The following is a 26,586-nucleotide window of genomic DNA, read 5'->3' on the forward strand; positions in this document are numbered from 1 at the left end:
TAGTTAGGCTAAAAATAGTATAATTTTCATTAATCCGTGAATAATTAACATAAATTCCTATTTACTAATTAAAAACTCTAAATGACAAACCACAAAAAAAGCCGCTCTTACGAGCGGCTTCCTATATTCAAATGGGTTGAAGATTATTTACCTTCTTCCATTTTTCTTTTCAATTCTGCTAATGCATCGATATCTCCAAGAGTTGATCTTTCTTCGTTGTTTGAAGAAGAAGATACGTTTCTAGAAGAAGAGTCTTTCATATTTTTCTTCTCTTCGTCTCTGAAGATTCCAGTATGAGAAACTACTACTCTTTTGAACTCTTTGTTGAATTCGATTACTTTGAACTGAGCATCTTCCCCTTTCTTGATTTTAGATCCATCTTCTTTCTCTAATAATCTTGATGGGCAGAAAGCTTCCACTTCAACGTCTTCAAACTGTACAGAAGCTCCTTTATCGTGAACTTCTACAGCTTTACCAGCGTGGATTGTACCTTCAGCATATTTAGTTTCGAATTTATCCCAAGGGTTTTCAGTTAACTGCTTGTGACCTAAAGATAATCTTCTAGCCTGAATATCTAATTCAAGTACAACAACATCTAATTTATCACCTACTGCACAGAATTCAGATGGGTGCTTGATTTTCTTAGTCCAAGAAAGGTCAGAGATGTAGATCAGACCGTCGATACCTTCTTCTAACTCTACGAATACACCAAAGTTAGTGAAGTTTCTTACCGTTCCTACATGCTGAGATCCTACCGGATACTTCGTTTCAATATTTTCCCATGGATCTTTAGATAATTGTTTCATACCTAAAGAGATTTTTCTGTCTTCTCTGTCTAAAGTAAGTACTTCAGCTTCAACTTCATCACCTACTTTTACGAAATCACCTGCAGATCTTAAGTGAGTAGACCAAGACATTTCAGAAACGTGGATTAATCCTTCTACCCCTGGAGCGATTTCTACAAATGCACCATAGTCAGCAAGAACTACCACTTTTCCTTTTACTTTATCTCCAACTTTCATGTCAGCAGAAAGAGCATCCCAAGGATGAGCTTCTAATTGCTTCATACCTAACTGGATTCTTGTTTTCTCGTCATCAAAATCAAGGATAACAACTTTTACAGTCTGTCCGTCTTCAAGGATTTCAGATGGGTGGTTCACTCTAGACCAAGAAAGGTCTGTAATGTGGATCAATCCATCAACACCTCCTAAGTCAATGAATACACCGTAAGAAGTAATATTCTTAACAGTCCCTTCAAGAACCTGACCTTTTTCAAGCTGAGCGATGATTTCTTTTTTCTGACCTTCGATATCTGCTTCGATCAATGCTTTGTGAGATACTACTACGTTTTTGAACTCAGGGTTGATTTTCACAACTTTGAATTCCATAGTTTTACCTACGAACTGATCGTAATCTTTAATTGGCTTAACGTCAATTTGAGAACCTGGTAAGAATGCTTCGATTCCGTGAACGTCAACGATCATACCTCCTTTAGTTCTAGACTTAACAAAACCGTTAACGATTTCTCCAGTTTCGTGAAGTTCGTTTACTCTATCCCAAGCTTTAAGCGTTCTAGCTTTTCTGTGAGATAACTGTAATTGTCCGGTTTTGTCTTCTCTTCTGTCTACCATTACTTCCACATCGTCACCTACTTTAAGGCCTGGGTTGTAACGGAATTCGTTAAGAGAAATAACACCTTCTGACTTGAAGTCGATGTCAACGATAGCTTCTTTATCCGTTAATCTTACAACTTTACCAGTGATAACGTCGTTATCATTTAAACTGCTAAGAGATCCGTTGTAGATTTCTTCTAAATCGCTTTTTTCTTTTCTTGCGTCTGCATCAAGACCTGATTCGAAAGAATCCCAATCAAATTGTTCTGGTGCTACGTTTTGGTTTAATAAAACCTCTGCTGAATTTGTCTCTTTTGACATTTTCTAATAAAATTTGTATTCCTTCTTTTTTAATGGCTTGAATGAATGTGGATCTAAAAAATACGGAAGTAATTAATTTTTAATAATTTACCTTATCAAACCTTTCACACAAAAGTGGGTGCAAAGATATGAAATTTATTTACAATAAGTGTAATAAATTTATTTTTCAAATGTACTTTCTAAAACCTTCTTAAATTCATTTTCATTACCGTAATTATAGAAAGGAACGGCGGTAATTTTGTAGGTATCTGTATACATTTTGATCGATTTCTGCTCGTTTCCTATGACCTTCAAAAAATCTTCTTTCCATTTGTCATATCCTATCAGGTGAGCTCCTTTTGGTTCTATAAATACTTGAAAAGTGAGCTGTGTGTTGGCTCGCTCACTACAAAACAGTAAAAAATCCGGTTCAAATGCACGGCCGTATTTATCAAAAATTTTAATTTCTCTTTCATTGCGAATGAGATGAATATTTTCAAACTTATGGCTGAAACCTTCAAAACGTCTTGAAAATAATGAAACAAAAGCTTTTTCTTCAATCGTTCCAAAATTATCGTTGAAAGAAAACCAATCTTCTTTATCTAAATTGACTCTAAACCTATCGCTAGTTTCTGATTGACTTTTTGCTCTTTCGCTATATTTATTTACCCTGATTTCCTTATCCCTGAAAACCTGATGAATAGGTTGCGGATAATATTCTGAACCTTCATAATCCGTAGAGTTATTTTTAATTTCAACTTCTATACTTTGCAGAAGTCCATTCAATGCCTGAAGGTAATCAAAATGCGAAATCTCCCGAAGACGGTTATAACTTCCGAGAAATGTAATTTCCAAGTTACCCAAATAATTTTTATCCTCAATAAAATCTGAATGGGACCGGATATTAGGAAAGTACCGAGAAAGGTTATCGAAATAATAAAACGGATTCCTGCTTAATGCGTATCCGATAACATGTTTTGGAATATCTTTAAGTTGAATATCCTGAGGCTTTATTACTTCATCAAAAGAAACGGGACTTTCTAATTCAAAAAACGCATTTGAAACTCTTCCGCCTCCAGAAGAGAGCTGATGCCGATAATTGGTTTTGGTAACTCCCAAATCCATAAACGATTTTACTTTATCAAAATTTTTAGGTAGCTTTTTATTAGAAAAAACATACCCTTTTTTATATAATTCAGAATTTTTAAATATTGGCTTTAGGGTAAGTTTCTTGGTTTCAAGATTGACATCGTCTTCATAAATTCCTGTTTCTACCAATGCTTTTTTTAATTCTGAAATATAACGGCTGTCTTCTTTGGTATGGTAATATAATTCTTCTAAAATTTTCAAATCGTTTGAAACATCATCATCATATTTCCTGACAAACTTATCGTCGCCTTGTTCCAGTGCAAAAGGAAAATATCTGGCTCCACGACCAATCAATTGAGCTTCCGAAAGCGTTGTTTTGCCTGGATTCCCATCCTTTCCGTCACGGTCTTCATATAACCTTACAATATCAAATAAATTAAGAACATCCCAGCCTTCATTCAGTTTTTGGACCGCAAATACAGCACGAATCGGGTTATTTTCATCTTCTAAAGTATTGAGTAAAATCTGATTTTTCTCTGCCTCAGAATCGTTATTCGCACTCAGGCAATTTTCTTCCCGAAAATTGATATGAATTCGTTGTGCTACCTCATTCAATGAAATATTTTTAGTTTCAAAAAACTGAAAAGCCTTATGTACAATGGGAACCGTAGAAGTTTTCCTTATCTTTTCGATCATCTGCTCCGATAAATCATCAATCAGTTTGTGGAAATTATCTTTATTTTGTTCCGATTCTTTAATCGTTTTCTTCGCTTTAAAAAGAATAACGGGTTTTAAATTAATATTATTAGTCGTTGCCAATTCCTGACGGTATAAATTAAGAATCAATGCCTGAATGATGCGTTCCTTTTCGTCATACAAGGATCGGACAAGATTGATTTCTTTAGAAAATTTGTCTGTTCTGAACTGCGAAAGATCGTATTTATAAATTACTTTATCTTTATACTTATTAATGATTTCCCGACTTTCATAATCAAGCGTTGCCGTAAACTCCAACAGAATATTATCAAAATTCTGATGAAGGATTTTTAAAACGGTTTCTTCCCAGCTTCCAAAAAGATTTCCAGCTTTTGTACCACTGCTTAAATGATGTGCCTCATCGGCAATCATTACTATTTTTTTATCTGTAAAATCTTCGTAAGTAATGCTGTTTTCTTTGGTATTGTTCAAATCAATATGCAACTGTTGGATGGTCGTAAATTTGATGTTGATATTCTCATAATCGGCTTCATCAAAATTATCAATCTGTTTCAGAAAGACTTCTTTCCCATTGATGACAACTTTATCATTAAACAGATATTTAGAGGTTTGAGGATTGAGAAAATTATCTTTCGTTTTTTGAATGATATTGTTGCTGTTCACAAAAAACAAAAAATTCCGGTATCCTTTTTCATACAACTGGAGCATCAAACCTGCCATTACCAAAGTTTTTCCGCTTCCTGTTGCCATATTGTACAGTAAATGAAGCGGTTTATTGGGTTTTCCAGCAAAATTTTCTGAATGACAGAGAATAAAACGTTGAAATGCTTCTTGCTGATAAGGTCTTTGGCCAAATTTCAAGTTATCTGAAAGGTGCGTTGGAACAGTCACCTGAGATATGGCTCTTTTTCCGAATTCCTGTAAAAGTGTATCGTATAGAAATGCCATTTGCTAGTGTTTTATTTGGTAAAAATCTTTTGTTACTTTCTTTTCTTCCGGTGTACACTCAAAATTTCCATCATTAAGTGAAGAGAGATTGACATACAGTTGGTTTTTATTGAGCAGCTCGCAAAGATGCTGTTTTTGCTCTTTCAGATGTAATGCTTTAAAATCTTCGAGGTATTGCTCTTGTTTTTTGATATCAATATTGTAATTCAGGAAGGATTTGGTTTTCATTTCTTCCCAAATTTTCAAGAGACTTTCAGCATCCTGGGCGTCTTCTATTTTCTCGACAAAGATCTGGTTGTATTTTTTGAGCTCAAGGTAAACAAATGAGCCACCGCCTTGCCAGTTGATGGATTTGGAAATGCCGCCTTGTTCGCCATTTACAACGTTTTTAAGTCTGACAACACTATCGTTTTTACCATAATCAAGTTGTTCTATACCAATATATTTTCTTCCTAACTTATGTGCAACTGCACAAGTAGAACCACTGCCTAAATGATAATCTAAAATTAGATCGCCTTCATTTGAATACACTTCAATAATTCTTTTTAAGAATTTTTCTGGTTTTTTCCCATTTTTAAAATCAACACCACCTTCAAATGAAAGAGTATCCCACGAAAGGTCACTCCAAAAATCAGTAAGTAACTGTGTTGAAACTAATTTCCCATCTATTTCTTGCAATTTCTTATCATAGAAAGCCAACAGTCTTCCTGCTTTAAGGATAAAGGGAGAAGCACCTTCTCTTTCATGATAAATAATATCATCTGGACGAGATTTAGATTCTTGTATTAATTCTTTAAGAATTCCTGCAGGTTTGTGAGGTCCATAAGTTGCAAAAACAATTGAGGGATTATCCATTACAAACTGTTCAATTTTTTTCTCTAATATAATTGAAGCAATCTCATTTCCGTATTCGTCTTTTAGTTTCTTTTCATTTTCAACATTTAATAATTCCAGTGCTTTAGACTTTACATCTGAAATTATCCAACTTGAATATTCATCTTCTCGATTAACTATGTAATATTTATAATCCTTTTGATAAGGTGCTTCGACGTATCCCTTTTTAAATTTGTAGTCCTTTTTATTCTTTGTATACATCAAAATAAATTCTGTCACATTTACAGGACCTGGATTTACAACTTTAAATCCTGCTGGGGTTGCAGTTTTTACACTGATAATTTGCACAAAGTTTTCAACTCCAAACACTTCATCACATAGCACTTTCAAATATGCAAACTCTATGTAGTCAATATGAATGAATAAACAGCCTGATTTGTGTAATAATTCTTTAGCAACAATTAAACGGTTTTTCATAAATGTCAACCAAGTTGAATGATTAAAACTGTCATTATATTGGAAAGAATCTCCATCTGTATTATAAGGCGGATCAATATAAATAAGCTTCACTTTTCCTGCAAATTCTTTCTTTAGAGAATGTAATGCCAAAAGATTATTTCCTTTGATAATAAGGTTATCCGTAATGGTTCCTTTTTCATTTCTATTCAATTGATCAAAACTCTTTTCGCCATCTTTATCAAATACCTTGGCATTGGTAAAAACTTTCGGATCAAGTAATTCGGTAATCTCGTCCTGCGCTAAAGTTTCATTAAAAAAAATTTCTTCTCTTTTATCCTCTTCACGGCTTTGCCCCCCTTCCAGAACACAATCTTTAAATGGCCAAACCAACGCTACTTCGTTGCGCTGTTTCAGATATTGACCATCAATCGATAACCCAACTTTATTCTTAAACTGTGTATAGCTGTCGTTGAGATAATTTTTCTGTTCAAGAAACTGGATGAAAAGATTTTGCTTAAATACTAAAACATCTTTTACCTTAATGAAAAATTTTTCTTTCAAATCTGAATCGTCTAGTAACAATCCAATCAATTCTTCATCAAAATTTTGTGCTTTGTTGAGTACCACCCATTTTTTAACTTCTCCATTATCGGAAACATAATTGGGCTCTTTTTTTATTTGATTTTCAAGTGTTTGATATAGCTTCATGGCATAATATTTTAAAAAAATTATGCTTCAAAAATAGTATCAATCAGTAATGAAAAATTATGGGAAACCGTAGTTTAAATAATTATCGATTGAAATTTTAATAAAAAACAAAATCTCTTACCTTTGCACCATGGAATTAGAATCAATATACCAAAAACTGCAGATTCAGGACATGAATCAGATGCAGAAATCTACATATAAAACTACGGAGAACAATACCGATGTTGTTTTGCTGTCTCCTACGGGTTCTGGGAAGACCCTTGCTTTTTTATTTCCGGTTCTTAGAAATCTGAAAAAAGAGAGTTCAGGGATTCAGGCACTTATTTTAGTTCCTGCAAGAGAGTTGGCATTACAGATTGAGCAGGTTTTCAAATCTATGGGGACAGATTTTAAAGTTTCTGTTTGTTATGGCGGACACGATAAAAAAATTGAAGTCAATAATTTAATTGAGGCTCCGGCGGTTCTTATCGGAACTCCCGGAAGAGTTGCCTATCATTTAAGAAATGACAATTTTGATCCCAAAACAATTAAGACGCTGATTTTGGATGAATTTGACAAGGCATTGGAATTAGGTTTTCATGAAGACATGGAATTCATAACCGGTTCGTTAAGAGGCCTTTCCCAAAGAATCCTGACTTCTGCAACTGCTATGGACGAAATTCCAAAGTTCACAGGATTGAAAAATGAGAAGATCATTGATTTCTTAAAGTTAGGAGACGCAAAACCAGATATTCAATTGCGAAAAGTAATGACGATTTCTGAGGAAAAATTAGATACTTTGTTTCATTTGATCTGTAAAATAGGAAATAAAAGAACCCTGATTTTCTGTAACCACCGTGAAGCGGTAGACCGTATTTCCGACCTTCTGGCTGACAAAGGAATCGACAGAGAAACTTTCCACGGCGGAATGGAACAGGATGAAAGAGAGCGCGCATTACTGAAATTCAGAAATGACTCTGCAAGAATTTTGATTACTACCGATTTAGCTTCACGTGGGCTTGACGTTCCTGAAGTGGAATCTATCGTCCATTATCAACTTCCTTCAAAAGAAGATGCCTTCATTCACAGAAATGGCCGTACAGCAAGAATGAACGCTAAAGGTTTTGCTTACCTGATCATGACTGAGGACGAAAATTTCCCGTTCATTAAAAGCAATACACCTGAAGAAAGCGTTGTCGACTTTAATACAGTTCCTGAGAAAACCCCTTTCCAGACTATTTATATCAGTGCAGGGAAAAAGGACAAAGTGAATAAAGTGGATATTGTAGGCTATCTTATCAAGAAAGGAGAACTACAGAAAGAAGATATCGGAATTATTGAGGTGAAAGACACGACTTCTTACGTTGCGGTTTCCAGAAATAAAGTGAGTTTTGTTTTGAAGAAATTAAGCACTGAAAAACTGAAAGGTAAAAAAGTAAAAATGGAAGTTGCCTATTAATCATAAACAACCCGTTAAAAATACAAATAAGCCCGGTTTGGGCTTATTTTTTTATCTCAAATTACTCACAACCGCGAGTGAAGCAATCTATTAAATTATTGAAAACAAATCCATGATAAATGTTGCTTCAAGCCAACAATGCTTTCAATAACCTCATTTCACGCCTCTTACTTTGGTCCTTAAAGTATAAACAGATTTTGAGGCTGTAATAAACAATACATCATTATTTTCACCTCCGAAAGTTACATTGGATGTCCATTCTTCCTCTATCGGAATATGATACATTTTTTTTCCTTTACGATTGAAAATATGCACCCCCTTACCTGTTAAATAAAGATTTCCGTGTTTATCCAGTGTCATCCCGTCTGAACCCATTTCACAAAACAGTCTTCTTTCAGAAAGTTTACCATCACCAAGAATATCATAAACGTAGGTTTTTCCCGCATCAATATCTGAAATATAGAGTTTCTTAAATATTTCGCTTCCTACAATCCCGTTCGGCTGTGTAAAGGTTTCCAGTTTAACGGTCTTCCCTTCTTTGGTTCTGTAATAAAGGCTTTTATGGGCAATTTCCTGTTTAAAATCTACCCAATAATCTCTTTTGTACAAAGGATCTGTAAAATACATTCCGCCGGATGAATCATTCCATACATCATTGGGTCCGTTGAGTCTTTTCCCTTCAAAACCTTTCAGAATAACTTCTACTTTTTTATCTTTCGAAATTTTCCAGATCTCGCCCTGATCATCGGAACACGTAATCAGATTTCCATCTTTATCGAAGTGGGTACCGTTTGCCCTGCCTGTTTTTCCTAAAAACTCTATGACCTTATTGGTTTTCCAATCCCAGTAATAGATCTTATCGTTAGGCTGGTCAGTAAAATAAACATTCCCCTGCTTATCCGAAGACGGTCCTTCTGTAAAAGTGAATTGGTCCGAAATCTTCTTCGGCTGTGCATCTTCATAAAACATTGTGTTGTAATTTACTGATTGACAGTTAAGCAATGCGAAAACCAAACCAACCATGCTTATTCTGCATATATTTTTCATTACTCCCCTTTTAATGATGGCAAGTTACGACATCACTTTTAAGAATCAAATATATTTACTCATTTTGATCTATTAAAAACGAATAGAACCAATGTCTCAATTGTCCTATTTTTGAAGCAGATGGTATTAGTTAAAAAACAGTTTTATCCTGACCTTTGCCATGGTAAGATCAATACGTCTTTTTCCTTATTAAAACTGACTGAAAAAACAGTTTGATCCAGCCTCAGATATCACCTTAATACTTTTTTAACTTAACAAAAGTACCGCAATGAGTGCAGAATCAGGCAACAGCCAATTTGTAGAAATAGAAAATGATACGTTTAGGAATTCAGTGGGAACCATGGATGAAACGGGGAAAAGAAAATGGGTCTTTCCGCGAAAACCTAAAGGAAAATACACCAACTACAGAAATTATGCGAGTTATCTTATGCTTGCTATATTTTTCGGGCTGCCTTTTGTAAAAATCAACGGCAATCCTTTTCTTCTGATCAATGTGATCGACAGGAGATTTTTTATTCTTGGACAACCTTTTTATCTTCAGGATTTCTTTATCCTGGCGCTGGGAGCAGTAACGTCTGTAATCTTTGTGATGCTGTTCACAGTGGTTTTCGGAAGAATATTCTGTGGATGGCTTTGTCCGCAGACTCTTTTTATGGAAATGGTATTCCGGAAAATCGAATACTGGATTGAAGGTGACCGAAACAAACAGATGAAACTGGACAAGCAGCAATGGGATGCTGAAAAAATCAGAAAAAGGCTGTTAAAATGGTCTGTTTTTGCACTCGTTTCATTCACTATCGCCCACTTCATGTTCATGTACATTGTAGGTTATCAGGAAGTATTCCGGATCATGAGTGAAGGTCCACAAAATCACTCCATGAAATTTTTAGTGATGCTCTTTTTCACAATGACCTTCTACTTTGTTTTCGCATGGCTCCGCGAACAGGTCTGCACATTGGTATGTCCCTATGGAAGACTTCAGGGGGTATTGATCGATAAACAGACTATTAATGTATATTATGATTTCAAAAGAGGAGAAGGCCGTTCGAAATGGAGAAATAATGAAGACCGTAAAGCAGCAGGAAAAGGAGACTGCATCGACTGTCATCAGTGTGTTGTAGTCTGCCCTACCGGTATTGATATCAGAAACGGACAGCAGCTGGAATGTGTCAACTGTACAGCCTGTATCGATGCCTGTGACGAGGTAATGGAAAAAGTGGGACTTCCAAAAGGATTGGTGCGCTATGCTACGGAAGCAGAAATTGAAAATCAGGAAACTTTCAAATTTACCTCCAGAATGAAAGCTACCACTGTATTTCTTGCTCTGCTGATCGGGTTTTTAGGATTCTTAATGTATGACCGCGGATCGATGGAAGCCAAATTCATCAAACCGGCAGGCTCTACCTTCTTTATTAAAGATGGTAAAATAACGAATACCTTTATCTATACCCTTTTAAACAAATCCAACGAGAAAAAGATATTGACGATTAAAGTAATGACCCCAACCAATGCAGAAATCACTTATTTTGGTTCAGAAAAAATCATATTAAAAGGGGATGAAATTCTGAAAGGAAACATCAATATCAGTTTCCCTGAAGAAGATATTAAGTTTTCCAAGCAAAATATGGTGATTGGCGTTTTTGATGAGAAGGGTGAAATGCTGGACTCATTTGATACCACATTTGAGGGACCGTTTAAATTGATGTTGTAGGTAGAGATAAGATTTGAGATGTCAGATTGGAGACATGAGATAAGAGACTTCGGTAACATCCATCTTCCTCTTCCATATGTAATAACTTTAAACCTTGTATTTTCTCATAAACTGAGTAGGAGTCATTCCGGAACTTTTCCGGAATACTCTTACAAAGTAGGAATATTCTTCGTATCCAAGTCTGAAAGCAATTTCCACGAGACTTTCGTCCAGATACATCAGCATTCTTTTGGCTTCTAATACGACTCTCTCGGTCATGACATCTGTCGCTGTCTTTTGAACGACTGTCCGGGCAATTCTGTTCAGATGCTTTGGAGTAATACCGAGTAAAGATGCGTAATGAGAAATGGATTTCTGATCTGTAAAATATTGTTCTATCAGATTTTCAAACTCCTGATAATGTTTAAAATAAGAGAGACTCGCAGAAGAAGAACGCAAATCAATATCTTTTGAAAACAGTCTGGTAGCATTAATGAAAATCTGAGACATGAAAGAAAGTATTAATCCTTCTTTCATCATATTCTGAGACTGATGTTCTTTTCCCAGTTCCTGAAATATACTGTTGTTTTTTTCCAGCTCATCAGCATCAAGCTGCAATTTCCTGGGAAAAGAGACTGAACCGAAAAAAGGAAAATTCCGCAGTTTCTGGCTCACATAATGCATCTCGTAAAACTCCTGTGAGCAGAAAAAAATATATCCGTCAATATCCTCAGAAAGTTCCCAGCTATGAATCTGTCCGGGAGATAGAAAGAAAAGACTCCCCTCTGAAACATCATATTTCTGAAAGTCTATTTCATGGGTTCCCATTCCTTTTGTAAAAAGAACCGCTGCATAGAAATCATGCCGATGTGGCTTTTCAATATGACGGTGTCCTACCACCAGATGTTCTTTCATATTATTGAAATAAAAATCTGAGGTATTCTTCCCAGACTGAAAAAGATCGATATGTAAGACTGAGATAGAATTCATCCTTTTTTATTTACCTCAAAAGTAAAGAAAAAACGGAAGGTCATAAATGACTTTACCCATGATTTATTCAAGAAAAACAAACATTTTATGTTACGTATATGTAACAAGGGTTAAAAAATTTTTATCTTTGGCTTTTAGGATTTATAGAATGAAGATAAACTTAGCTGACAAACTGTATTATTCAATAGGAGAAGTTGCCAAAGCTTTTGATGTAAACACCTCATTAATACGTTACTGGGAGCAGGAGTTCCCCATCATTAAGCCTAAAAAAAACAAAAAGGGTAATCGTTACTTTACGCCTGAAGACATCAAGAACCTGCAGATGATCTACCATCTGGTAAAAGAAAAAGGATATACCCTTGATGGAGCAAGGATTGCTTTGACCACCAACAGTAAAATTTCTGAAACCGTTACCATCATCGACCGCCTTGAATTTATCAAAGCGGAACTCCAAAAACTGAAAGCTTCTCTGGCTGATAAAGATTCAGAATAAAATTTATTATACGATAAAAAAGCATCTTTTAAAGGTGCTTTTCTCTTTTGCCTGAAATTTTCATCTCTATTTCTTCAAATCATTCTATAAAAAAAGTATTCAAATGTAATTTAAAAATCATTTGAAAGAATTTGTTGCACAAAACAATTCCTTTGGCTTTTCATCATTGCTTCGATTTGTTTTTATTGATAAGTTTACTTCATGATGAGAAAAAAACATTACCAAAAACTGGCATTGATGGGGATGCTGATGATCGTCCTTCTTGCCTTTCAGAACTACACCGGCAGGGAAAAAGTGACATTTCCTGAGGTTAGATTTATTACAGAAAATTCCCTTCCTTTGAATCTCACAGATTTTGATCCCAATGACCTGGATGCAAAGCAATGGGAGCATTTAGGCTTCTCTGAAAAACAGATTTCTACTATTCTCAACTATAAAAAAATGGTAGGAGGCCGGTTTATTTCCAAAGAACAGTTAAAAAAATGCTATGCCGTTTCCCCTGAAAAATTCGCAGAGCTGGAATCTTATCTGTTGCTTCCTGAAACGGGCAAAGACCCTTCTTCCGGGAAGTTTAAAGGATACAAAAAGACAGAGATCACTGTTTCCCGAAAGTTCAATCCGGATGGGCTTTCTATTGCTGACTGGATGAAAATGGGTTTCAGTGAAAAACAAGCTGAAGCTATTTTAAAGTATAAAAACTATTTGGGAGGAAGCTTTGTGAGCAAGGAAAAATTCAAAGAGTGTTTTATCATTGCTTCGGACAATTACAGCAAACTGGAACCTTATCTACTGCTCCCTGCAAAAACACCGGACAATTTTAAGAATTCAACGATAAATTATGCTGTAAAATCAAAAATCAAATACCGAAGTTTTGATCCGAATATGGCAGGCTTGGAAGACTGGAAGTTTTTAGGATTTTCAGAAAGACAGGCTCAAACGATTGTTAACTACCGTGATAGAAATCTCCAGGGAACCTTTAAAACACTGGAAGATCTGCAGAAATGTTTTGTGATCTCTCCTGAGAAATTCCAGGAATTAAAACCCTATATTAAATTCACCCCAACGGTGGATAAAAAACAGGAAACTGATTTTTCAAAAATTGATTTAAACATGATTACCTTTAAGCAGTTGCTGGAATTTGGTTTGGATGAAAAAAGTGCTGGATCGATGATTGGCTTTAGAAAAAAACTGAGAGGTTTTGTCAATAAACAGCAAATTTTAGATACCTATAATATTGATAAAGATTTGGTTCAAAAATTAATTTCTATTGCTCCGCTGGATGTTTCAAATGTTCCCAAATATACTTTAACAGAAGCTCCTGAAGAATGGCTGAAAGATCATCCGTACTTCAAATATTCTGCTGACAAAATCATATTCTACCGGACCACCTACCATGAGGATAAAAAAATTCTGAAGCTTTTAAAATTAAAGCCCGAATATGAGGAAAGAATGAAATTATATTTAAAATAATCTGGGAGAAGGTTTTAGAGAGTGATGAGTTTTGAATTATGATGGTGAGTTTTAGGGTGAGTTTTGGTTGGTAGTTGCTGTTGGTAATGCTGGTAATTAAGCTGGTAAATTATCGTCTAAAATCTTGATTCGAGCATTTACAATTCACTTGCGAAGCAAAATTTACCATTGACATTTTTTCTCCCAGTTGAAAGTTTGATGCCTGATGTCTAAAAAAATTGTTATGCCGAACCTCAGCTTATTTTATATTTTAGTGATGCATGTAGCTGCCGGGGCCATTGGTTCCTTCAATCGATTCAGGTAATATTCCATATTTGTTTCGTAAATCGACTGTTCCTAATGTTTTCCCCGTCGCGATTTCAATGATACTTATGGTGCCGGAATTTAAGTTCGGAATATCCAGCAGGTTATTTTGTACTGCTACCACTTCTTTTCCTTTTTTGGTTTTAAAGAAAACCATATGATGGGCTCCTTTATCTGCGGTAAGTGTTTTTACAAGCTTGAGCTGAGGAAGATTACTTATATCAAAGACCAAAACTTTTCCAGGATCTGCAAAACTTACATAGAGCTTGCTGTTATCATCGATGTACATTTCAAGTGCCCAGCCTAATCCTAGTGTGCTTCCATCAAACAATTTGGTAAAAGCATCATATTTCTTGGTTACAGCATTGTATGGAGCAATCCAGATATCACCGCCTAGCATTGTGGTGGCAAGGGCATATTGCGGAAATTTCCCCCGTAGTAATAAAACCTCGACAGGACTGGACATATCCGTTGGTGAGTCTGCTATCAGATAGGTTTCTTTTAACTCATAGGTATTCAGATCTAATAAAGTACAGGTGTTTCCCATTCCCGTCGTAAGGTCCGGGTGAATGGTTGAGGTGACCATCATTATTCCTTTTTCCTCATTAACAGAAATGCCATGCGGGTACATGATAAATTGATTGGGATTGTTTTGAATCGGAGCTTTAATCGTTTTGATAAGCTGGTTATTATTGGCATTAAAAACACCTATACTCCCATCCTTTGCTCCTCCTGCCCCTCCCATAAAAGTCATAAAATATCGTCCGTCATTAGTAAAAAACAAATTTTCTCCTACTGTATTCTCCCCTGTGTTAATAGGGGTTGCATTCACTAATTTTGGCTGCCCATTTTTGTCTTTTTCCGTTTTTATCTCGTAAAGATAGCTTCCTCCTAATGCAGTAGTGAATAGTTTGTTCGCACTCTGATTATAATAAAGATGATGAGGCAGGACACCCACGCCTAATTCAAGTTTGTTGCTAATATTTCCAAAATTGGGAGCTTCCGGATCGAGCTCAATGACAGCCACTCCGTCTGGTAATCCTTTCAAGCTTCTATAATCAATATAAAATGAAGAGTCGTGTGGAAGATCCGAATTATGGTTATCATTCTGGCAATTTGAAAATGCTAATAAAATAACAAGGGAAAGTGGATTAAACTTTAATTTCATGGTTTTCAGGTTTTTAGTAGTTACTGTTATAAATATAACACATATCCACCAACAAATTGAAAATATTACACCAATATGTGAATTTTATTTAAAAACACACATTAAATACCTTTTTCATTGTTCTTCTTCAGATAAATTACCGGAAGACAGAAACTCTAATTTTCCTGACCGAAAAGAGAAAAAAAAGTAAGCAGGGAAATATCCCTGCTTACCATCTTATTATTTATGATAAAATCTTAATCGATTGTTTTGATAGAATCAGAAAGAAGGTTGTTAAGCGAACTAAGTTCCGCTTCTGTAAGGTCACGCCATTTTCCTACCGGAAGATCCAGCTTAATGTTCATGATACGGATACGTTTCAGTTTTTTCACTTCATAGCCCAAATATTCACACATTCTACGGATCTGCCTGTTCAGTCCCTGGGTAAGGACAATACGGAAGGTCATATCATCAATTCTTTCTACTTCACATTTTTTGGTGACTGTATCCAGAATAGGAACCCCATTCCTCATTTTTTCAAGAAATCTGGGTGAAAGAGGCTTGTCTACACGGACGATATATTCTTTTTCGTGGTTGTTTCTGGCGCGGAGAATTTTGTTGACAATATCGCCGTCACTGGTTAGCAGGATTAAACCTTCGCTCGGTTTGTCAAGCCTTCCGATCGGAAAGATTCTTTTCGGATAATTGATATAGTCAACGATATTGTTTTTTTCGCGTTTGGTGTCTGTAGTGCAGACAATCCCCATAGGTTTATTAAAAGCGATATAAACAGGCTTATCCTGTGGCTCACGGATAGGTTTCCCATCCACCTCTACAACATCTTCGTCTGAAACTTTAGTCCCCATTTCAGGGATCTTCCCATTAATTGTGATCCTTCCTTCTTCCAAAAGTTTATCGGCTGCTCTTCTTGAACAGTATCCTACTTCTGATAAATATTTATTAATACGCGTTTTTTCCATTAGTCTTCTCCGTAACCTGTATAATTTTTTGTTGCCTGTTGTGAGTAAAAATACGTTTCTTTATTGTAAATTTTCAAACCTGTATTCATTTTCCAGAAAGTCAGTCGTAGCATTTTCGATGGTATAATCCCCTATTTTTGTACGTCTCAGCTGAGTCAGATAAGCACCTACTCCAAGGTTCTGCCCGATATCATGAGCCAGACTTCTGATATAAGTTCCTTTCGAACATCCTACTGTAAAGCTTACCAGAGGAAGATCAATTTTAATACCTTTAATATAGAGAATCGTTGTTTTTCTGGATTTCATTTCTACTTCTTCTCCTGCTCTGGCCAGATTATATGCTCTCTGCCCATCTATTTTTATTGCAGAATACACGGGAGGGGTCTGCTCTATTTCTCCAACAAATTTCTCCAGCACTTCATTGATCTGCTCTTCTGTGATGTGAATAATCTCCTGCTGAAGAATTTCCGGTTTTTCCGTATCATAGGATTCCGTCTGCACTCCTATTTTAATCTCTGTCCAGTATTCTTTAGGAGCATCCTGAATTTCAGGAATTTTTTTAGTAAACTTTCCACAGCAAACAATAAGAAGACCTGTTGCTCTCGGATCTAAGGTTCCGGCGTGTCCAATTTTAAATTTTTTTGGAAGATCAAACTCTCTTTTAAGCTTATATTTCATTTTATTGACAGCCTGAAAAGAAGTCCAGTCCAAAGGTTTGTCCAACAAAAATACGTATCCTGATTGCAGTTCTTCAGCTGTCATTATTTTAAAATTTCGGTGATACTTACGAAGCTGGGCAATTTATTGACCTTTTGCTTGCATTCAGGGCCATTTTCAACATTGACAAAACATTTTTTATCTCCGATGAAGTAATAGATATTTCGAAATGGATATACAGAATTATTCGGGGCAATATTTACGGTATAATTTTCCGGTAAATTAAACTTATAACTCATCTTATTAATTGCTGTAATTTTCTGACTGTAGCATTTTCCTTCTTTGGCATACTCCATAAAAGGTTTATGATCCAGTTTTTCGTCCGGTACAAGTTCTTTACAAATTAATAAATCTTTTGCCAGATTTTTTTCTTTAAGCTCCACGAAAAACTCTATTCTTTCTTCAGTATTATTTTTCACAAACAATGTATGAGCCGGTGCACAGGAAACAATGGAGCCTGCAAAAGCCAGTATCTTTAAAATATTATTCTTCATCATTCTTACTTAAAGAAATAGAAATAAATCAAAAGGGCAATCCCCACAAAAATACGGTACCATCCCCAAGGTCTGAAACCATACTTATTCAAAACACCGATGAATGCCTTAATGGCAATTAGGGCTACAATAAATGCGACCACATTCCCGATGATAAAGATCATAATGTGATCATTGGATGCCATGATCATTTCATATCCTTTCTGAGGATTTCCGGTTTCTTTTCCCCATGTTTTAAGGAAAACAGAATAGACCGTCACTGCCAGCATGGTAGGAACAGCTAAAAAGAATGAAAACTCTGCAGCAGCTTTTCTGGTAAGGCCCTGTGACATTCCTCCGATAATAGAGGCAGCACTACGGCTGGTTCCCGGCATCATCGCCAGACATTGCCAGAAGCCTATGGTAACAGCGCTTTTTATAGAAACTCCTTTTTCATCATCGATTCTCGGATTTTTAAACCATTGGTCTGCGAAAAGCAGTACCACACCTCCCAGTACCAATACAGAAGAGATCGCAATCTGGTTTCCGAGAATAGCTTCAATTTTATCATCAAAGAGATACCCTAAAACCAAGGCAGGAATTACCGCAAAAGCAAGTTTATAATAAAACCGGATATTTTTGAGGTCAAAGAACTTTTTCCAATAAGCCACCACAACGGATAAAATAGCACCGAACTGGATAGATACCTGAAACATTTTTAGAAATTCATCCTCCTGAAGTCCCATAAGATTGGCGGCAAACCCCATGTGTGCCGTGGAAGAAATTGGAAGATACTCTGTAAGTCCTTCAATAATAGCAATAATGATCGCTTTAATTAGATCCATAATATTGTTAAAATTAAAAGATTAAGAGACTTTGACATTTAGAATATCCTAAATCTCTCAATCTCTTAATCTTTAAATAAGGTTTAAATTTATTTTCTTTTTAAAATAGCATACACTTCTATGACAAAGCCTATCACTATGAACAGTGGCGCAATTCTGATCCTGCGAATGGAAAAAATATCATCATTCCATGCATTGGGATCAAATTTACCGTCTACCGTATTTGCATCCGGGCCCATCATCAGTAGAAATCCTACCACAATAAAGGCTAGACCTATCAGCATCCACTTGAAGTTTTGCTGTCCGAAATAAAAGGTATTTTCCTGTACGACTTCGGTTTCTTTGCCAAACTCTGAAGCGGCCAATTTATTTGTTTTTTTGCTCATTATTAAGAATAATATAGATCGTCAACGTTTGATTTTAGGAATCTCCATGTAGCGAAAATGGTACTTAAGACAGAAATAAAAACTCCAACTCCCAGTACTAAAACAATCAGCCAGAAATACTGGTTGTTATCCTGTACGAAAGCCGAACCAATCTGGCTTGTGAAATAATACCATACGCCCCCCAGTGCCAAAAGACCAATAGTAGATCCGATAGCCCCAAGAATAATAGCTTCTATGATAAATGGTTTAAGGATAAACCTCCTTTTTGCTCCTACCAGCTGCATGGTTTTGATAATAAATCTCTTCGAGAATATTTTCAGTCTGATGGAGTTATTAATCAATACTACGGCCAGTATCAGGAACAGAATAGAGAATCCTAAAATCCATTTCAAGATTCTGCTCAGGTTATTGTAAACATCCACCATTAAAGTACTGTCATTTTTAACATCTACAATACCGGGAACGGATTTTATAATCTTGATTGCTCCGTCAATTTTTGCAGGGTCTACGTATTCTGGTTTTAATGCCACTTCGATGGATGAAGGGAAAATGTTTTCTTCAAAAAGCGCATCGCTGTCTATCCCCATCGTTTTCTTGGCTTCTTTCGCAGCCATGTCTCTTGTGATATAGGTCGCTTTCTTTACAGGAGCTAACGTCTGTACCTTTTTAAAAGTTTCTTCCTCTAGTTTTGCAATCTTTACAGAATCTTTCGCATCATAGTTTTCATCAAAATAGGCATTGACTACCAATTGCTCTTTGATATAGTCAGAATACTTTTGGGCATTGATTAAAATAAGCCCCATTAACCCTAACAAAAATAACACTAATGCGATACTTATTACTACAGTAATATTGCTGGACCGAAGCCTTTTCTTATTAAACTCATCTACAGATTTAGCCATTAATATTAAAATTTTTGGCTAAATTAGAAAAAAACTTCCGAAATTTGGGACGAAATAAAGAAAATCATTGTTAATAAAATCATAAAAAACGTTGAGTGTAAAAGCAAAAAAGCATCTTGGACAGCACTTCCTGACAGATGAAAATATCGCGAGAAAAATCGTGGAAGGTCTTAGCTATGAAGACTATAAAAATGTCATGGAAGTAGGTCCCGGAATGGGGGTCCTTACCAAATATCTTCTCGACAAGGATCAGACCATCTACCTTGCAGAGATCGATACAGAATCTATTGAATACCTTAAAAAGAATTATTCAAAGATCATAGAAAATGCCTTTGTGGGAGATTTTCTGAAACAGGACTTTAACTTTATCAATGGAGAGGAGATCGCCATTATTGGTAATTTTCCGTACAACATCTCTTCTCAGATTCTGTTTAAGATCGTTGATTATTATCAGCAGGTTCCTGAAATGGTAGGTATGTTTCAAAAGGAAGTTGCCGAAAGAACAGCTGCCGTACCAAGAACTAAAGATTACGGTATTCTATCAGTTCTGATTCAGGCATATTATGATGTGACCTATCTGTTCACTGTTCATGAAAACGTCTTCAATCCACCTCCAAAAGTAAAATCCGGAGTAATCAGACTCACCAGAAACCCTAAAGAAGGTCTGGCAGGAAATGAAGTTCTTTTTAAACAAATTGTGAAAGCTGGATTTAATCAGAGAAGAAAAAAACTTTCAAACTCACTGAAAGTTCTGAATATTCCCGAAGCTTTAAAAACTCACGAATTCTTGGATAAAAGAGCGGAAGAACTTAGTGTTCTTGATTTTATAGGCTTTGCCAATCTCTGGAAGCAAAACCAATAGAAACAATCTTAAAAATAAAAAAGCCTTTCAAGTTTTCTTGAAAGGCTTTTTTGTCTATGTTTTATTTTATTCCCTGTTCTTCAGCATGATCCATCCGGACCAGTTCATCTGAACTTTTGATTTAGGATATTCAAAATTAAATTTATACCAATACGTCGCGGTAGAGAGTCTCTTACCTCCTACTGTTCCATCCCATATCGGTTTTTCTTTAGAGAATCTGAACATTTCCACCCCATATCTGTCATAAACAGATCCTGTGAAGTTTTTGAATTCTGCAAGAGCTTTAAGATCCAGAACATCATTAATACCGTCATCATTAGGGGTAATGATATTATTGATCTGAAGGGTATAGAAGTCAAATGTTCCTACGCAATGGGTTCCTACTCTTCTTATCAATACGGTATAATTGGTATTATCTAAAAGACTGGTAAAGACATTGGACGGTTGCCATGTGATTCCATTGTCTATTGAATACTCTAAAGTACTTGGGGTATTGTTCATCGGAGGATTCTCAGCAATGATGGTGACTGTTTTTTTGGCACTTTCATAATTGATGCCGATCACATACGGGGTTGCTGCACCTCCTACTTTCGCAGTAAAAATCTTTTTACAGAACCCATTATCTATTTCCACCGTATAAACGCCCCAGCTGTCTGCGGTTATGGTCTGCGTTGTAGCTCCCGTACTCCATAAATATTTATAATTGGGACCTGCCCCTGCATCAAGTGTAATACGGTCACCCAGACACATTTCCACATCTTTTAAAGGGGACGTGATTTCCGGGGTTACCTCTACTTTGATGGTAGCCGGGTTTAATGAACGACATCCTTTCGCTCCTACCGCATACACCGTGAATGTGGTCGTCTGGTGAAGGGTTACGGTCTGTGTATTGCCTGTACCCGGAAAGTTTACCCACTGGTACGTCACCCCTCCTTCAGCAGTAAGGGTTACGGCTTCTCCCGGACATATTTTTATTCTTGAAGATTTCACACCTGCTACAGGGGTTGCTTCTTTGAGAAGTTTTAATTCTATCAGTTTGCTACAGAAGCCTCCATTGGAAACTACGGTGTATAAAATCTGGCCATCAGTTCCGTTATAATTTAAAACATTCTGAATGTAGTTCCCGTTTTGAGCCACTGCATCAGCCTGATCGACATAGAACCTGAATACAGCTCCGGGTGTAGGGCTTATAGACGGCATAGCATTGGTCAGATCATAGGTGGTAATGTCTGGTGTCGTACAAAGAAGCAATGTTGCATCCTGTGCCTGCGGAGTTGTCCCTCCATGAATTTCTATCGTTGCTCTTCCCGGACAAGGATTTCCGGGAACACTTACTTCAATAGTATATATTCCAGGCTGTACGGCTGTAATACTATTCGTGGTTGCCCCAGAAATTGGCGTTCCATTGAGGAACCATTGGTATAATAAATTAGGATCACTTACTGATGCGGTGATCACCTGGGGTACGTTATCACATACATTAATATCAGAGGGTAGTTTAATGCCATTAGGCCCTAAAAGTTCCACTCCTATATTAAACGATCCTCCTTCCAAAAACACGGCAGAATCATAAGCGTGGTCTTCGAAGCTACCTGGAGAATAATCAGCTACCACCATCTTAAAGTGATATTCCTGACCTGCCACTACAGTTGCAGTTGCAGTAAGAGGAATTGTTCTTCCCTCAAAATTGATCTGACTGGCATGGTTCGTATTATAGCCTCCAAAATATTGTTCGTTGATAGCAGCACATCCCGGAAATCCTGAAATAGCCGGGTGAATATTGGTAATACTTACAGGTCCTGCTCCTGATGGAAGGACCGCCATATTCTGATAAGGTCCTCCTGATGTGGGTCTGAGGAGAATGGCGAAAGCATCTGCATATGAGCAAGGAAATGATCCATAGTACTCTTCTGATGCCAATAGATAATTAAATTTAATTTGAGAGGTGGTCGGTACGAAATCAAATTCCAAAAGAACGGCGTCTGTCAACGTTCCCGTAGATCCTATCGCCTGAGCAAGATCAGAATCTGTTCCTCCTCCATTGTTATCACTCAGGTTTCCTTCCTGGCTGTTCCCTGCTCTTCTGGCTTTTCCGGTAGAGAGTACAATACCGTCTTTGAAAGGGAAATTGGTGGTTCCCTGATGAAAGTATCCCCAAGATCTGTCAGCATCTGTAACAGCATGGTTCGGTGTTATCTTGACATTGGATACTGTAGGGGTAACACAAGTATTTGTTCCTGATGATATCAATACATCTTTTACCAACTGTGTAATAGAATAGGTAGATTGGGTATATCCCGCTGCATTAACATCAATAAAATTGCCTGCTTTCTGAACAGCTGATCCTGAGGGTTTATTTTTGGGGGGCTTACGGGGCCCGTCTGTTTGTGAATATGAAAAGGTCGAGATGACTAAGAAAAATAAAAAAAATAAGAGATTTCTTCGCATAATACTTTTGTTTTAACAAATTTAATTTATTTTCAAATATATCCTCTATTTTTTCATTTTTTTTTAACGTAAAAAAAGCAAACCTTCCAAATATGGAAGGTTTACCTGTTAGTTCCTATTTTTTAGCAAAATCCAGCCTGAACGTTGCTCCAGTTTTTTACTGGCCGGGTTTTCCCACTGTACTTTATACCAGTAGGTGCCTGTTGGCAAATTCATCCCCTTTAAAGATCCTCTCCAGACAGCGTCTGTCTTGGTTGCCCTGAAGAGCTCTGCTCCATATCGGTCAAAGACTGACGCTGCAAAATTATTATACCCTCTAAGTCCTGAGAAATCAACCGTATCATTTACTCCATCCATATTAGGCGTGATGGCATTGCTGATCACAAATGTAAAGTAATCTAATGATGTACTACAGTTTGCATCTTTAACCCTTACCATCAAATGGTAGTTGGTATTATTTAAAACATTATAAAACATATTAGAATTCTGCCAAACAACGCCACCGTCTATAGAGTATTCCAAAACACCTCCCGTAGGATTGCTTGTTGTGATGGTAAGCACATGATTGTCATATACTACATTCGTAAACTGAGGCAAATCAGGATTTAATAATTTCGCGGTGAAAACCTTAGAGCACACACTATTACTGATGGTCACTGTATAGGTGCCCACAACACTGGTCGATATCGTCTGTGTCGTTGCCCCCGTACTCCATAGATAGGTATAATTCAGTCCTGCCCCTGCATCTAAAACACCTGTATCTCCTGCACATACATAAACATCCTGCAGGGTAGAAACAATTGCCGGTACCACTTCGATGGTCACTTTTGCAGCCTGAAGAGAGCTACAGCCATTGCCACCAAGTGCAAATACGGAATATTCTGTCGTAACTGTAGGGGAAACTACCTGTGTATTTCCATTCCCCGGAAGCCCTACCCAATTATAGGTGAACCCTCCGGTAGCGGTAAGAGTAACAGATTCTCCTGCACATATTTTTGTTTTTGATGCCGCTATTCCTGCGGTAGGAGGTCCCACCAAAACAGTAACCGTGGCAGGGGTTGCAGAAATACATCCGTTGGCACCCACTGCATATACCGTGTATACTGTGTTTGTCGTAGGGGAAACGATCTGCGTATCACCATTTCCGGCAAGCCCTGTCCAGTTATAGGTTACCCCTCCTGAAGCGGTTAATGTTACAGATTCCCCTAAACATATTCTAGGTTGTGATGATACGAGAGTAGCAGTTGGCAAAGCTGTATTTTGAGTTACTGTAACCGTAGCGGTGTAGGTACATGTTAAATTTCCTGGCTGGGATACATTGGAAACGGTAAGGGTATAAACCCCTCCTGCGTTAACGACAGGATTGAGTGTATTAGCCCCTGATACAATATTTCCCCCTCCCGTTGCTGTCCAGGCAATGGTAGATCCTGCTGGTACTACGGATGCTGATGCATTTAATGTTGTTTGAGGTGTTGCACAGGTAATTTGCTGCGGTGCAGCTATAGTAAGCGTTGTTTCAGCTGTTTTCAGTAATTGAAGTGAAACTACATAGTGACATCCTCCATTTTTTACCAAAACATATATCGTTTGATTTGCTGGTGGAGCATACGCAGTAGGTGCTGTAATAAAATTATTATTTTCTGCAAGAGCATCAGCCTGAAGAACATAGTATGTAAAAGTAACACCGGCTCCCGCAGAAGTGATCTGGCTCTGGGCAGTGGTAAGATCAAAAGTCAATCCCGGAGCATAGCATTTATGCAATACGGCATTCTGTACAGTGATGGGCTGTGAAACCTCAATGGTGATCGTTGCAGGATTTTGTGATATACAGCCATTGGCTCCTACAGCGGTTACCGTGTAAGTAGTTGTTGTAGTAGGTGATACAGTTTGTGTATTTCCTGTTCCCGGAAGAGCCGGAGCTGTCCAGTTGTAGGTAGTACCTCCTGACGCCGTTAAAACAACTGATTCACCGTTACATATCTGTATTTTACTGGCTGTAAGTCCTGTAACAGGAGGAGCGCTGTCTCCTGTAACAGTCACGTTAGCAACAGCGGTACAGATCACACTTCCCGGCTGATAGGTATTTGATATGGTTAAAGTATAGGTTCCCGGGGCATTGATCACCGGATTTAGTGTATTTCCGCCAGAAACGATATTTCCCCCTGTAGTGGTCCAGTTGAAAACAGATCCGGCAGGATAAACCGATGCTGACGCATTTAAAGTAGCCTGTGAGCTCACGCAGGTTAAAACCGGCGGTGGTAAAATCGATGCCGTCATTTGAGGAGCTTTTACCAGCTGTAATTGAGCAACCTTTGAACAGAAGCCATTTTTGACAAGAACATATACGGTCTGGCCTCCAGGACTTGAGTAGGTTGCAGGACTTGGAATGGTGTTGGTATTTCCTGCAAGGGCATCTGCCTGGTTAAGATAATACGCAAAGCTTGCCCCTGGGGTTGTACTTATAGAAGTCTGCGCGGAAGGGAGATTAAAAGTAGCATTTCCCGCGGAATAGCAAGCTGTAAGGGTTGCATTCTGGACGGTAGGAGAAGTTCCTCCCACTACGGTAATGGTTCCCGTTCCCGGACATGTATTTCCCTGAATGAATACCTGAACACTGTATACTCCGGGCTGTGTAGCCGTGTAGCTTGGTCCGGTCTGGCCCTGAATAGGATTATTATTTAAAAACCATTGATATGTAACGTTAGGAACCTGTACTGAAGCGGTAAAGGTTTGAGGAGCATTGTCACACATATTAATCGATGAAGGAAGCTGCACTCCGGCAGGATCTAAAATTTTCACTCCGATATCAAATGAACCTGCTTCCAGAAATACGGCTGAGTCGTAATTTCTATCACTAAAGTCAGCTAAAACCATTTTGAAGTGATAGGTCTGACCTGGAATTACAGTAGCTTTTGCTGTTAAAGGTACCGTTCGGCCATCAAAATTAGTTTCAACCAACGGATTATTTATGCCTGCGAAATAAGTTGGGTTTACCGCGCCACAACCTCCGGGAATGGCCGGGTGGATATTGGTCACACTTACAGGTCCTGCATTTCCGGGAAGCACTGCGAGGTTGGTGTAGGTAGGATCACTTGCCTTTTTTAACAGCAATGCAAATCCGTCTGATTTGGTACAGGCAAACTGGAATCCCGGTGCATATTCTTTGGAGGCAAATAAGTATCTGAATGAAACTTCTGTAGAAGCCGGTACAAAATCAAATTCAATGTAGGTCGCATCTCTCAATTCTAAATCATTGATGCCTAAAGCAGTGGCAAGATCTACATCTCCCAAGGTATTCAAACCATCATTTAAAAGTCCCTGATAGTTATTACCAGCTTTTGCAGCATGTCCTGTTGAAAGAACTATTCCTTTTTCGAATGGAAAACCGGTAGTTCCTTTATTAAAAAAACCCCAGCTTCTTCCAGCATCATTGACCGCTAAATTAGGGGAAACGTTGACATTGCTTACATTCGATGTAGAGCAGGCTCCTCCGGATATCAGCACATCTTTGACCAATTGCGTAACGCTGTAGTTAGATTCGGGATAATTGGGGGTATTTACATCTATGAAAAGACCTGCTTTCATAGAATTTGCGTTAGCTTTTTTCGCAGGAATCGTGGCTCTGTCTATGCTTTGAGCAAAAACAAAACTGCCGATGAATGCAAAAAATAACATCAAAAATAAATTTCCAATCCTCCTATTTAACATTTTATAGTATTTTAAACAA

General features: G+C 37.3%; 19 protein-coding genes. 5 read left to right on the forward strand and 14 right to left on the reverse strand.

Translation table 11 applies throughout. From position 1 onward, the window contains the following. Positions 1–143: 143 nt before the first annotated feature. The 3 genes from rpsA to BW964_RS06745 form a co-directional block, all read right to left on the reverse strand. Positions 144–1,934 carry a 30S ribosomal protein S1 gene (gene rpsA, locus BW964_RS06735; RefSeq protein WP_076505908.1) on the reverse strand — a complete coding sequence of 597 codons (1,791 nt, stop codon included), beginning with the start codon at positions 1,932–1,934 and terminating at the stop codon, positions 144–146. A gap of 159 nt (positions 1,935–2,093) precedes the next feature. Continuing rightward, positions 2,094–4,667 (reverse strand): DEAD/DEAH box helicase family protein, encoded by a 2,574-nt coding sequence (locus BW964_RS06740; protein ID WP_076505910.1) that lies wholly within the window; start codon positions 4,665–4,667, stop codon positions 2,094–2,096. Between the two features lie 3 nt (positions 4,668–4,670). After that, positions 4,671–6,668 carry a DNA methyltransferase gene (locus BW964_RS06745; protein WP_076505912.1) on the reverse strand — a complete coding sequence of 666 codons (1,998 nt, stop codon included), beginning with the start codon at positions 6,666–6,668 and terminating at the stop codon, positions 4,671–4,673. Positions 6,669–6,798: 130 nt separating this feature from the next. On the opposite strand from BW964_RS06745, the gene BW964_RS06750 reads away from it, so the two are divergent. Next, a complete protein-coding gene (locus tag BW964_RS06750) occupies positions 6,799–8,106 on the forward strand; it encodes a DEAD/DEAH box helicase (protein ID WP_076505914.1) in 1,308 nt (435 codons plus the stop codon). A gap of 153 nt (positions 8,107–8,259) precedes the next feature. Here the strand turns inward: BW964_RS06750 and BW964_RS06755 are convergent, their stop codons facing one another. Next, positions 8,260–9,153 carry an SMP-30/gluconolactonase/LRE family protein gene (locus tag BW964_RS06755; protein ID WP_076505916.1) on the reverse strand — a complete coding sequence of 298 codons (894 nt, stop codon included), beginning with the start codon at positions 9,151–9,153 and terminating at the stop codon, positions 8,260–8,262. Positions 9,154–9,421: 268 nt separating this feature from the next. On the opposite strand from BW964_RS06755, the gene ccoG reads away from it, so the two are divergent. Next, the gene (ccoG, locus tag BW964_RS06760; RefSeq protein WP_076505918.1) at positions 9,422–10,864 is read left to right on the forward strand and encodes a cytochrome c oxidase accessory protein CcoG; all 1,443 of its coding nucleotides are present in this window, start codon (positions 9,422–9,424) and stop codon (positions 10,862–10,864) included. 87 nt (positions 10,865–10,951) lie between these two features. On the opposite strand, the gene BW964_RS06765 is transcribed toward ccoG, so the two are convergent. Beyond that, on the reverse strand, positions 10,952–11,833 hold the full coding sequence (locus BW964_RS06765) for an AraC family transcriptional regulator (RefSeq protein ID WP_076505920.1): 882 nt from the start codon (positions 11,831–11,833) through the stop codon (positions 10,952–10,954). A gap of 148 nt (positions 11,834–11,981) precedes the next feature. On the opposite strand from BW964_RS06765, the gene BW964_RS06770 reads away from it, so the two are divergent. Both BW964_RS06770 and BW964_RS06775 read left to right on the forward strand, forming a co-directional pair. Further along, positions 11,982–12,326, forward strand: coding sequence for a MerR family transcriptional regulator (locus tag BW964_RS06770; protein WP_073335058.1), 345 nt, complete (start codon positions 11,982–11,984; stop codon positions 12,324–12,326). Positions 12,327–12,530: 204 nt separating this feature from the next. Continuing rightward, entirely contained in the window at positions 12,531–13,796 is a 1,266-nt protein-coding gene (locus BW964_RS06775) for a helix-hairpin-helix domain-containing protein (RefSeq protein WP_076505922.1), read from the forward strand. Between the two features lie 250 nt (positions 13,797–14,046). On the opposite strand, the gene BW964_RS06780 is transcribed toward BW964_RS06775, so the two are convergent. The 7 genes from BW964_RS06780 to BW964_RS06810 all read right to left on the reverse strand — a co-directional run bounded on the left by BW964_RS06780 (position 14,047) and on the right by BW964_RS06810 (position 19,549). Further along, the gene (locus tag BW964_RS06780) at positions 14,047–15,267 is read right to left on the reverse strand and encodes a YncE family protein (RefSeq protein ID WP_076505924.1); all 1,221 of its coding nucleotides are present in this window, start codon (positions 15,265–15,267) and stop codon (positions 14,047–14,049) included. A 236-nt stretch (positions 15,268–15,503) separates the two neighbouring features. Beyond that, entirely contained in the window at positions 15,504–16,226 is a 723-nt protein-coding gene (rluF, locus tag BW964_RS06785; RefSeq protein ID WP_076505925.1) for a 23S rRNA pseudouridine(2604) synthase RluF, read from the reverse strand. Between the two features lie 60 nt (positions 16,227–16,286). Continuing rightward, positions 16,287–16,988, reverse strand: coding sequence for a tRNA pseudouridine(55) synthase TruB (gene truB / locus BW964_RS06790; protein ID WP_076505927.1), 702 nt, complete (start codon positions 16,986–16,988; stop codon positions 16,287–16,289). Then, positions 16,988–17,437 carry a hypothetical protein gene (locus BW964_RS06795; RefSeq protein ID WP_123911944.1) on the reverse strand — a complete coding sequence of 150 codons (450 nt, stop codon included), beginning with the start codon at positions 17,435–17,437 and terminating at the stop codon, positions 16,988–16,990. The genes truB and BW964_RS06795 overlap by 1 nt, the downstream gene beginning before the upstream one ends. A 5-nt stretch (positions 17,438–17,442) precedes the next feature. After that, on the reverse strand, positions 17,443–18,261 hold the full coding sequence (locus tag BW964_RS06800; protein WP_076505931.1) for an undecaprenyl-diphosphate phosphatase: 819 nt from the start codon (positions 18,259–18,261) through the stop codon (positions 17,443–17,445). Between the two features lie 89 nt (positions 18,262–18,350). Beyond that, positions 18,351–18,647 carry a DUF3098 domain-containing protein gene (locus BW964_RS06805; protein WP_076505933.1) on the reverse strand — a complete coding sequence of 99 codons (297 nt, stop codon included), beginning with the start codon at positions 18,645–18,647 and terminating at the stop codon, positions 18,351–18,353. Between the two features lie 2 nt (positions 18,648–18,649). Then, the gene (locus BW964_RS06810; protein WP_076505935.1) at positions 18,650–19,549 is read right to left on the reverse strand and encodes a cell division protein FtsX; all 900 of its coding nucleotides are present in this window, start codon (positions 19,547–19,549) and stop codon (positions 18,650–18,652) included. A 91-nt stretch (positions 19,550–19,640) separates the two neighbouring features. Between BW964_RS06810 and rsmA the strand changes: the two genes are divergently transcribed. Further along, complete coding sequence (gene rsmA / locus BW964_RS06815; protein ID WP_073335067.1) at positions 19,641–20,411, forward strand: 16S rRNA (adenine(1518)-N(6)/adenine(1519)-N(6))-dimethyltransferase RsmA; 771 nt, start codon at positions 19,641–19,643, stop codon at positions 20,409–20,411. Between the two features lie 66 nt (positions 20,412–20,477). Here rsmA and BW964_RS06820 read toward each other — a convergent pair whose 3' ends face one another. Next, positions 20,478–22,859, reverse strand: a complete 2,382-nt coding sequence (locus BW964_RS06820) for a choice-of-anchor L domain-containing protein (protein ID WP_076505937.1) — start codon at positions 22,857–22,859, stop codon at positions 20,478–20,480. Between the two features lie 108 nt (positions 22,860–22,967). Beyond that, positions 22,968–26,534 carry a choice-of-anchor L domain-containing protein gene (locus BW964_RS06825; protein ID WP_228431992.1) on the reverse strand — a complete coding sequence of 1,189 codons (3,567 nt, stop codon included), beginning with the start codon at positions 26,532–26,534 and terminating at the stop codon, positions 22,968–22,970. Positions 26,535–26,586 lie beyond the last annotated feature (52 nt).

The organism is Chryseobacterium shigense, from assembly GCF_900156575.1.
In the GTDB taxonomy this organism is placed as follows: Bacteria; Bacteroidota; Bacteroidia; order Flavobacteriales; family Weeksellaceae; genus Chryseobacterium; species Chryseobacterium shigense.